At 39.9% G+C, this 8,564-nt stretch carries 8 protein-coding genes and 5 pseudogenes; all 13 read right to left on the reverse strand.

The window, feature by feature from the left end; translation table 11 throughout:
- Positions 1 to 640, reverse strand: a pseudogene (locus KEM39_RS10030) (RHS repeat protein); the annotation flags it as partial.
- 193 nt (positions 641 to 833) lie between these two features.
- Positions 834 to 1,334 (reverse strand): SMI1/KNR4 family protein, encoded by a 501-nt coding sequence (locus tag KEM39_RS10035; protein ID WP_003743381.1) that lies wholly within the window; start codon positions 1,332 to 1,334, stop codon positions 834 to 836.
- Positions 1,335 to 1,696: 362 nt separating this feature from the next.
- The gene (locus tag KEM39_RS10040; RefSeq protein WP_107863936.1) at positions 1,697 to 2,230 is read right to left on the reverse strand and encodes a hypothetical protein; all 534 of its coding nucleotides are present in this window, start codon (positions 2,228 to 2,230) and stop codon (positions 1,697 to 1,699) included.
- Between the two features lie 18 nt (positions 2,231 to 2,248).
- A pseudogene (locus KEM39_RS10045) lies at positions 2,249 to 3,166 on the reverse strand (RHS repeat domain-containing protein); the annotation flags it as partial.
- A gap of 161 nt (positions 3,167 to 3,327) precedes the next feature.
- A complete protein-coding gene (locus KEM39_RS10050) occupies positions 3,328 to 3,963 on the reverse strand; it encodes an Imm43 family immunity protein (RefSeq protein ID WP_211709942.1) in 636 nt (211 codons plus the stop codon).
- Between the two features lie 9 nt (positions 3,964 to 3,972).
- Positions 3,973 to 4,377: an AHH domain-containing protein gene (locus KEM39_RS11670; protein ID WP_418030188.1), complete on the reverse strand. Its 405-nt coding sequence runs from the start codon at positions 4,375 to 4,377 to the stop codon at positions 3,973 to 3,975.
- Positions 4,378 to 4,404: 27 nt separating this feature from the next.
- A pseudogene (locus KEM39_RS12090) lies at positions 4,405 to 4,563 on the reverse strand (RHS repeat-associated core domain-containing protein); the annotation flags it as partial.
- 31 nt (positions 4,564 to 4,594) lie between these two features.
- A complete protein-coding gene (locus KEM39_RS10060) occupies positions 4,595 to 5,041 on the reverse strand; it encodes a hypothetical protein (protein WP_211709943.1) in 447 nt (148 codons plus the stop codon).
- 342 nt (positions 5,042 to 5,383) lie between these two features.
- Positions 5,384 to 5,704: pseudogene (locus KEM39_RS11675) on the reverse strand (RHS repeat-associated core domain-containing protein); the annotation flags it as partial.
- 257 nt (positions 5,705 to 5,961) lie between these two features.
- Positions 5,962 to 6,645 carry a hypothetical protein gene (locus tag KEM39_RS10070; RefSeq protein ID WP_211709945.1) on the reverse strand — a complete coding sequence of 228 codons (684 nt, stop codon included), beginning with the start codon at positions 6,643 to 6,645 and terminating at the stop codon, positions 5,962 to 5,964.
- 391 nt (positions 6,646 to 7,036) lie between these two features.
- Positions 7,037 to 7,465, reverse strand: a pseudogene (locus tag KEM39_RS10075) (RHS repeat-associated core domain-containing protein); the annotation flags it as partial.
- A 5-nt stretch (positions 7,466 to 7,470) separates the two neighbouring features.
- Entirely contained in the window at positions 7,471 to 8,118 is a 648-nt protein-coding gene (locus KEM39_RS10080) for an Imm43 family immunity protein (RefSeq protein ID WP_211709946.1), read from the reverse strand.
- Between the two features lie 9 nt (positions 8,119 to 8,127).
- Positions 8,128 to 8,564 (reverse strand): AHH domain-containing protein (locus KEM39_RS10085; RefSeq protein WP_211709947.1); only part of this gene is annotated, 437 nt, incomplete at its 5' end.

Genomic DNA, 8,564 nt, shown 5'->3' on the forward strand with positions numbered 1-8,564 from the left:
CGAGATCGCCGTATTCGGTGTAAGCGAAGCGGGTGGTTTCGCCGGTACAGTCGGTGAAGCTGACGAGTTGGTCGAGGGTGTCGTAGTGTAGGCGTCGGGTTTTGCCTAAGGCGTCGGTAATGGTTTCGGGCAGCCATCGGGCGTTGTAGCCGTAGCTTGTGGTGTAACCGGCGGGATCGGTGATGCTGATGAGGTTGCCGCGTCCGTCGTAGGTGTAGGCGGTAATCCTGCCTGCGGGATCGTTGACGGCAACCGGCAGGTTGAGGGTTTCGTGGTAGTCGATTTGGGTGCTGCCGCCGTCGGGGGCGGTGATGGCGATGACGTTGCCTTCGGTATCGTAGAGATAGCGGGTTTCGCGTCCGATGGGGTCGCGTTCTACGGTAATGCGGCCGTAGCTGTCGCGTTCGCTGTCGCTGCGTTGTCCGTCGGCGTCGATGCGGTAGATAAGTTCGTGGTTTTCGTCGAAACCGTACACTTCCGTCCGTCCCAATGCGTCGGTAACGACGGTATGGTCTTTGCGGTAGTCGAACGTCCATTCTTCGCCGAGGTTGTTGCTGCTTTTGAGCACTTTGCCGTCGGTGTCGTAACGGTCGTATTCGTAGCGGGATACCAGTCCGTCGGGCCGGTTGTGTTCGACCATGATGTGGTTGCGGTAGGCGAAACCGCGCAGTTTTTTGCCGTCGCGTCCGTAAACGGTAGTGAGAAGTTGAATTGTTAAAGAACGAGAAAGGCCGTCTGAAAAGGTTTAGGATAGTGTTTTCAGACGGCATGGTGTTATTTTTGTTAGATTTGCTAAATGATAAATATTTTTAAAATTGGTTATTCAAAATTTTTTAAATTTCCTCTAATTTTTCTTTCATCAAGTTTTCTAGCCAGTCTTCAAATTTTTCAAATTCAGTATCCTCTTCCCACTCTTCAGGAGGAATATCAGGAAAAAAAACACCAAAATTTTCATTTTCTTTTGTAAGAAGGAAACCAGCTTGCTCACCAGTTCTTGGAATGGAAATTGTAATTAAGATATTAGGGAATAAATTACAATCAGTTCCTTCAAAAACTTGTTGTGACCAATCATAAAGTTCGTTAGGAGCTAAAAAATCGAATCCAGGTAGTAACTCATCTTGAAACAAAGTACAAGATCCTACTGTTAGAAGAAATTCTCTATATATATTAGGGAATTTGACTTTATATTTTTTTTCAAAATCATTTATCTCATTTAAAGAAACATCATATCTTTTTTTAAAAATAAAATTTGATTTTCCATAATTAATTAAGTTTCCATTACTAGATTTGATTAAATCTTGTATATCCACAAGAATTTTTTTGAAATTATCCATAAATTAATATCCTTCATTCAATTTCTATATCTATTATCTAGGAACAATCTGGCGGGCTTCCTGAATGCGTCCGATTTTGTCGTAGACGCAATTGAGTACGCCGCTTCTTTGGTCGGCGCTTTGAATCAGGTTGCCGGCTTTGTCGTAGGTGTAGCGGCGGTTGAACACAGTACAACAAAGGCCGTCTGAAAGTTGTGTTTCAGACGACCTTGATACTGATCAGTAATCGGATTATTAAAGAACCAATATTTCAGACGGCCTCAAAGTAAGTCTGAACAGCAGAAACCGAGTACGTGCGTTCCGTACACAACAAATATCAGAATTGGAGGTTTTCTTAGGTGCTGCTTTTTCTATATATTTCATTAGGTAATTTGAACAAAAACATTACCTTCTGAACAATTTTCATTACAGAAAAAATAATAAAACTCATCTCCAAAATCTTGCTGGAACATATTATCTATCTCTCCTGCATATATTTGAAATTGAAATGACATATTTGATTTCTGAATAGGATCTTGTAGCCAGTATGGTACCTCATCATCAGACTCACTGATTAAAAGTTTTTTGCTAGGTTCGATACAGCTTATTTTTTTTACTTTTGAAGAACGAATATCACTTAAAATTACACAAGAACTTTTATTTGGCTCTGGATTTTTATCACTCAAATCATATATATGTTGATCATCTTCATGATCGTAAGTGATAAAAATATTACAATACAGGTTAATATCTAGTTTTTTATTTAATAAATTTGCAGGAAGACCTATAAAGAACAGCATAGGGTTTCCATTATAATCTACAGGCCAACTAACTTCTTTCTCTAAAAGAGCTGGGCCAAACATTCGAAAATCAAATTTATCCGCAAATTCATCTATGATTTTTAATTCACCTAACATTTTAGTAGCTCCTAAAATTTAATACCCTAAAGATCTCAAATATTGCTGAGCCTGTTTTCTCAGTTTTCTAGCTCTTGATGGACCATACCCAGCCATTCTTATAGCTCCTTGCCAAACATCCATTTGACGTTTACTTGGCATAATTTTACCTTGTTTTACACCAGATCGTTTACAAACTGAAGTTTCAAATTGATTTTTTGATTTTAGTCCTAAATGTTTTTGTGCGAGCCTTTTCTCATTTTTATGGATAGAATTTGAATTATCCCGACCTTGATGGCGTTCATGAGACGCAGCGATACTAGGGTTTTCACTTAATCGTTTACCTGCGGAAGTCTCCCCCATCAATTCTAACATCTTATTTCTAATAAATTCATGTGCTTGATTACCTCCTCCTTTCAATTTGCCATATGTACCTAAAGTACCTTCCGCAGCAAGACCAAGGGGATCAATCCAATCCTGCACATTCGGCGCAAACCAATAAAGATTCTCCCCACCTAACAACCCAATCGGATCCTGATTCACAAACCGTCCGGCCTCAGGCTCGTAATACCGCATCAGGTTGTAATGCAGCCCGGTCTCTTCATCAAAGTATTGGTTTTGCAGTCTGAACGGCTGGTGCGCGTTCTTGTAAACCCGCTCATCCTTTTTCAGACGACCCCAGGCGGTGTATTCGCCGTACCATAAGAGATTGCCGTGGATGTCGGTCATCTCCCTCGGGATGCCGATTTGGTCGTTGTGGAAATAGGCAAGGTATTGTTTGCTGTCTTTGGCGTTGTCAAAGATTTGCGCCAGCGGTTCGTAGCTGTCTTGGTCGGTGTAGAGATAGGTGTAGCTGCCTTTGTAGGTGTACTCCTGAAGTAATCGTGTTCCGTCCCAGACGAAGTGGGTGCGTTTGGGGTCGGTGCTCGTCCAGGCGAGTTTGTCTTGGCGTTCTTTGTCGGGGGAGGCGGATTTGGTAGAGGTCGTCTGAAAAACAGAAACCGCGTGCGTGCGTACCGCACATACCCTACAGGACTGAAGGTTTTGTTCGGGCTACAGCTTGCTGGCTATGGCTTGCTAACATAGAAAAAGTTCATCCAACACTTCTTTGATTTATATTAATCCCAATAACTGTCTAAATTGTTCAATTCCTTCCACTCTGCCAAAGAATAAAGAAAAGGCAAAGAAAAGTTTTCCAATATTTTGTCTTTTAAATTTTCTGACACCATAAATGCTCTTGAATAATTATGATTGGAAGACAATAAAATATCCTTATCTGAATTAGTGTATGCTTCAAGCGAAAAACCTTCTTCATCCATTCCTAGATCAGGATAAATAATTTCATCCTCAATTTCCCAGCTAACTATTCTTATCAAATAATAGGTTTCATCTGTCAATAGCTCGCCTTTTGTATTGACAATAACCACCTTGCTTATACCAAAATTATGTTCAAACCCGTATTTTTTAATAAATTCCAAAAAACGATCTGACATAATAAAGAAGTCACTATATGGCAGAAAATCAAAAGTAACACTCCTTGCTTTTTTTAAGCAGACATGAACTTTTTCAGGCATTTTCGGGATTTCTTGTCCCTTTACAAACCAACTCCACGGAAAGTCAAAATCAGGATGCGTTTTCTTAGGGTTAAACTTCTCTGATATACCCACAGCTCCACTACTTACTCGTGGCAACCCCATTTTTTCTGCTTTATCCATGCTTTGTAGGGCATATCCCCATACTAGTAATTTTTTCATAATATCCTCCTAATCTAATCGTTTGGGCGAGTTGGTAGATCCGCACCCTCCAACGGATAAAGACTTACTTAAGCGTTTTTTCAACCTTTTTTGTAAATTCTGTACACGTTTTCGCGCTTGTGCTGCTGTAATCTTTCCTTGTTGAAATTCGCCTCTTATTTTTTGCAACTCGCAACTTACACTATCACTGTAGTTCTTATGCGACCCTTGATGGAAAAATTCTCTAAGTGCGCCTCGAGCATCTGCTTCGCTTGAAGGCATATATAAGCCATTAGTCCAACTATTTCTACCTAATCCTTTACCCTTCATACCGATACTATTCAAAAATGCTTTGTTTTCTTTCCAAACTGCCTGTGGAATTAAATGGTGTGTCTGCCAAGAAGAATCTGGGCGGAACATTCCCTGAGATTCCATACTCTTACGCAAGCGATAGCCACTCTCCCCCAATGGGTCAATCCATTCTTGAGTGTTAGGCGCAAACCAATAAAGATTCTCCCCACCCCACAACCCAATCGGATCCTGATTCACAAACCGCCCCGCCTCAGGCTCGTAATAGCGCATCAGGTTGTAATGCAGCCCGGTCTCTTCATCGAAGTATTGGTAAAGATATTTAGCCAGACTGCGTTCTTACTTAAATTTCAAAAGGTTCTTGCTCAACCAAATCTACATAATTAGAATCCTCTTCTTTTTGGGGTGCTCCTACCCAGCCACCTTTTTCCTTTACATAGGCTGATTTCCTATAAGAAAATTTTTGGATAATTCTAGAAATATCTTTATCTAAAGCTTCTTTTGTATTCCAGGTATTTGAGCATTCTCCACAACCAAAAAAATCCTCATTATCACCAGTAATATGCGCAACCCAACCAGTACAATGTTGCGTTGGACACCTAATAACAAAATCCTCTACCGGTATTTTTGATTTTAAATAAGAATCTTCGGTATAAGCCGTACTGTTATGGCATACAGGGCACTCTACCATAACAACTTTTAATCCTGTTTTCATCATTTGATTAACAAAATCTTTATCATTCTGAGTTAATTCAGACTTATTACCACAGTATGCACAAACTATAAACATTATTTCCTCCTAATTTAAACCATATGGGTTATTACCGGACTCATACCAATGCAACATCTTATTATATTTTTTATGATAATCATCCTTCATTAATGTAAGATTAGAATATCTATTGTTTCCACCACGGAAAAGAGGTTTTTTATGGTGAACAACAAAACCATCTGGCACTTTACCTTTCTTCATTTTTTCGATGTCATCATCAGTACATCCAAAGGTCGTTTTAGTAGCCTCTGGTGTTCTTGCTAGTTTTTTGAGATAACGCTCCCTCACTCCTCCTGATCTATCAAATCTCGCTCTTAATTGTGCAACCTCCGCTACACTTCTAACCCTATATCTATTTTTAGCCAACCCCCAAGGATCTATCCAGCCTTGTATATTAGGAGCAAACTGATACAGATTCTCCCCACCCCACAGCCCAATCGGGTCCTGATTGATGAAACGCCCTGTCTCCGCCTCGTAATACCTCATCAGGTTGTAATGCAGCCCCGTCTCTTCATCGAAGTATTGGTTTTGAAGTCGGAACGGTTGATGCGCGTGCTGATAGACGCGCTCGTCCTTTTTCAGACGGCCCCAGGCGGTGTATTCGCCGTACCATAAAAGATTGCCGCGGATGTCGGTCATCTCGCGCGGGATGCCGATTTGGTCGTTGTGGAAATAGGCTAGGGTCAAATCGCCGTAGCCGTCGTAGTCGTAGCAATTTGGCAGAGGTCGTCTGAAAGTTGGTTTTCAGACAACCTCTATGTTAACTGCTAATGAGATTGTTAAAGAACAAATGTTTCAGACGACCTCAAAGAAGATAGTGAGGTCGTCTAAAAAACAGAAACCGCGTGCGTGCTTACCGCACACCCCCTACGTCAGGACTGAAGGTTTTGTGCAGGTTACGGCTTGCTAAGTTAAAACTGAAGGTTTCATGTTAATTATTAAGTATTTTGAATAAAGAAAATACCTGCTTGACTTCCAGATAGAAGTTTTTTCTTAACATTTTGGTCATAATAAAAATAACCAATACCATTCTGAAAAATATGTAACTTTTTATCTATATCTTCTTCTAATAATTGTAAGCAAAAATTAAACTTAGGAGGAGGATATATTATATCTTGCTCAAAATAAGGATTACCAAAAATTTTGGATGCATCCAATCCCATCCCATTATCTTCAAAGAATAAATGTTCAATTTCATTGTATTTCGCATCGGCTTCTTTATCAACTTCATCAAGTCTTTCAAAAAATTTTCTTTCCAAAGAAATACTTCCTAAATCTTGCTTGCCGATATCTTGTTCCCTTTCATAAAGAACAGCACAACTAAAACCATCATTTAGTAAAATTAAATCATCCTGACAATTAACAGTATATTTGGATGAAATAGAGTCTTTTACTCCTCCCAGTGCATGCTCCTCTATGGAAATAAAAACAGAGATATAATAATTTCTACAAGGGAATACATTTTCAGGTAAAAAGTCAGAATAAAGAGTAAACAGATGCGTTTGATAGGCATCAGAATTTGGAACTTTAGGCCATAATTCTAACGGAATATGTTCAGCTCCTCCTCCAATATAACCAATACTATGTGGCGTTTTAGAAGAAGTAAAAAGTAATTTTGACATTTAAATTTCCTTAATAGCATTTATGTTTTTTAGCAAATTTTATTGCCTGTTTGCGCATTTGTCTTAGTTGATTTTGTGTAATAACTTTTTTATTTTCAACTAAGACCTCCTGCATTGCTCTATACATAATTCTAATTTCGTCTTTACCACGTTTAAAATAATCATTCCTTCCCATTCCTTTTGCAGCCCTTAGCCGAGCTTCTGCATCATGAACCGCTCTATGTAGATCTTTTGTAAGCCCCATTGCCGGATTACCTTTAGCTCCTTGACGATTGGTAATTGTCGTTAAAGGGCTATCCTTAATAAAGGCATTTCGTAACATTTCATGAGCATCAAGATTGTCCCCTACATGTTTTTTTGAACCATAGGGAGCAACACCCCCGAGTTTAACTAAACCCCATGGATCAACCCACTCCTGCGCATTCGGAGCAAACTGATATAAATTATCCCCACCCAATAGCCCAATCGGGTCTTGGTTAATGAAACGCCCTGTCTCCGCCTCGTAATAACGCATCAGGTTGTAATGCAGCCCGGTCTCTTCATCAAAGTATTGGTTTTGCAGTCTGAACGGCTGGTGCGCGTTCTTGTAAACCCGCTCATCCTTTTTCAGACGACCCCAGGCGGTGTATTCGCCGTACCATAAGAGATTGCCGTGGATGTCGGTCATCTCCCTCGGGATGCCGATTTGGTCGTTGTGGAAATAGGCGAGGTATTGTTTGCCGTCTTTGGCGTTGTCAAAGATTTGCGCCAGCGGTTCGTAGCTGTCTTGGTCGGTGTAGAGATAGGTGTAGCTGCCTTTGTAGGTGTACTCCTGCAATATATTCACTAAGATTTATCAAAGCCAATAATTTCATAATCATTTTGTTCCTTCCACTCCTTCAGAGTATAAAGAAAAGGCAAAGAAAAGTTTTCCAATATTTTTTCTTTTAAATTTTCTGACACCATAAATGCTTCCATATACTTATATTTGGAAGACAGCAAAATATCCTTATCCGAATTAGTATATGCCTCCAGCGAAAAACCTTTTTCATTTCTTCGTAAATCCGGGTAAACAATTTCATCCTCAATTTCCCAACTAACTATTCTTACCAAATAATAGACTTCATTTGTCAATAGCTCGCCTTTTGTATTGACAATAATCGCTTCGCTCATACCAAAATTATAATTAAACCCATATTTTTTAATAAATTCCCAAAAACGTGCTGACATGATAAAGAAGTTGTAGCCATAAGGTAGAAAATCAAAAGTAACACCCCTTGCCTTTTTTAAGCATACATAAACCTTTTCAGGCATTGGAGGAATTTCTTGCCCCTTTACGAACCAACTCCATGGAAAGTCAAAATCAGGATGCGTTTTTTTAGGATTGAACATCTCTGATATCCCTACTTCCCCTAGGGAAACCTTAGGCACTTTTCTTTTCGCCAATTCATCTAAACTTTTTGCGCTGTATCCCCACACCATTAATTTCTTCATAATCTCCTCCTAATCTAATCGTTTGGGCGAGTTGGTAGAGGCGCATCCTCCAACGGATAGAGATTTACTCAAACGTTTTCTCAAACTTTTTTGTAAATCCTGTACGCGTTTTCTTGCCTGTGCTACTGTAATCTCTCCCCGCCTAAATTCTTCTTGTATATCTTTCAGTACATCTCTTACTTCTTTGCTGTATTTTTCATGAGACCCTTGATGGAAAAATTCTCTAAGTGCGCCCCGAGCATCCGCTTCCGTTGAAGGCATATACAGACCATTAGTCCAACTATCTCTGCCTAATCCTTTGCCTTTCATGCCAATACTATTAAAAAATGCTTTATTTTCTTTCCAAACTGCCTGTGGAATTAAATGGTGTGTCTGCCAAGAAGAAGCTGGACGGAACATTCCCTGAGATTCCATACTCTTACGCAAGCGATAGCCACTCTCCCCCA

This window comes from Neisseria sp. Marseille-Q1983, assembly GCF_018224585.1.
GTDB classification, from domain to species: domain Bacteria; phylum Pseudomonadota; class Gammaproteobacteria; order Burkholderiales; family Neisseriaceae; genus Neisseria; species Neisseria polysaccharea.

Bases quoted from the DNA above. Each gene is read 5' to 3' on its own strand.
- KEM39_RS10035 (WP_003743381.1), bottom strand. From the start codon at position 1,334: ATGGATAATTTCAAAAAAATTCTTGTGGATATACAAGATTTAATCAAA.
- KEM39_RS10040 (WP_107863936.1), bottom strand. From the start codon at position 2,230: ATGTTAGGTGAATTAAAAATCATAGATGAATTTGCGGATAAATTTGAT.
- KEM39_RS10050 (WP_211709942.1), bottom strand. From the start codon at position 3,963: ATGAAAAAATTACTAGTATGGGGATATGCCCTACAAAGCATGGATAAA.
- KEM39_RS11670 (WP_418030188.1), bottom strand. From the start codon at position 4,377: ATGGAATCTCAGGGAATGTTCCGCCCAGATTCTTCTTGGCAGACACAC.
- KEM39_RS10060 (WP_211709943.1), bottom strand. From the start codon at position 5,041: ATGTTTATAGTTTGTGCATACTGTGGTAATAAGTCTGAATTAACTCAG.
- KEM39_RS10070 (WP_211709945.1), bottom strand. From the start codon at position 6,645: ATGTCAAAATTACTTTTTACTTCTTCTAAAACGCCACATAGTATTGGT.
- KEM39_RS10080 (WP_211709946.1), bottom strand. From the start codon at position 8,118: ATGAAGAAATTAATGGTGTGGGGATACAGCGCAAAAAGTTTAGATGAA.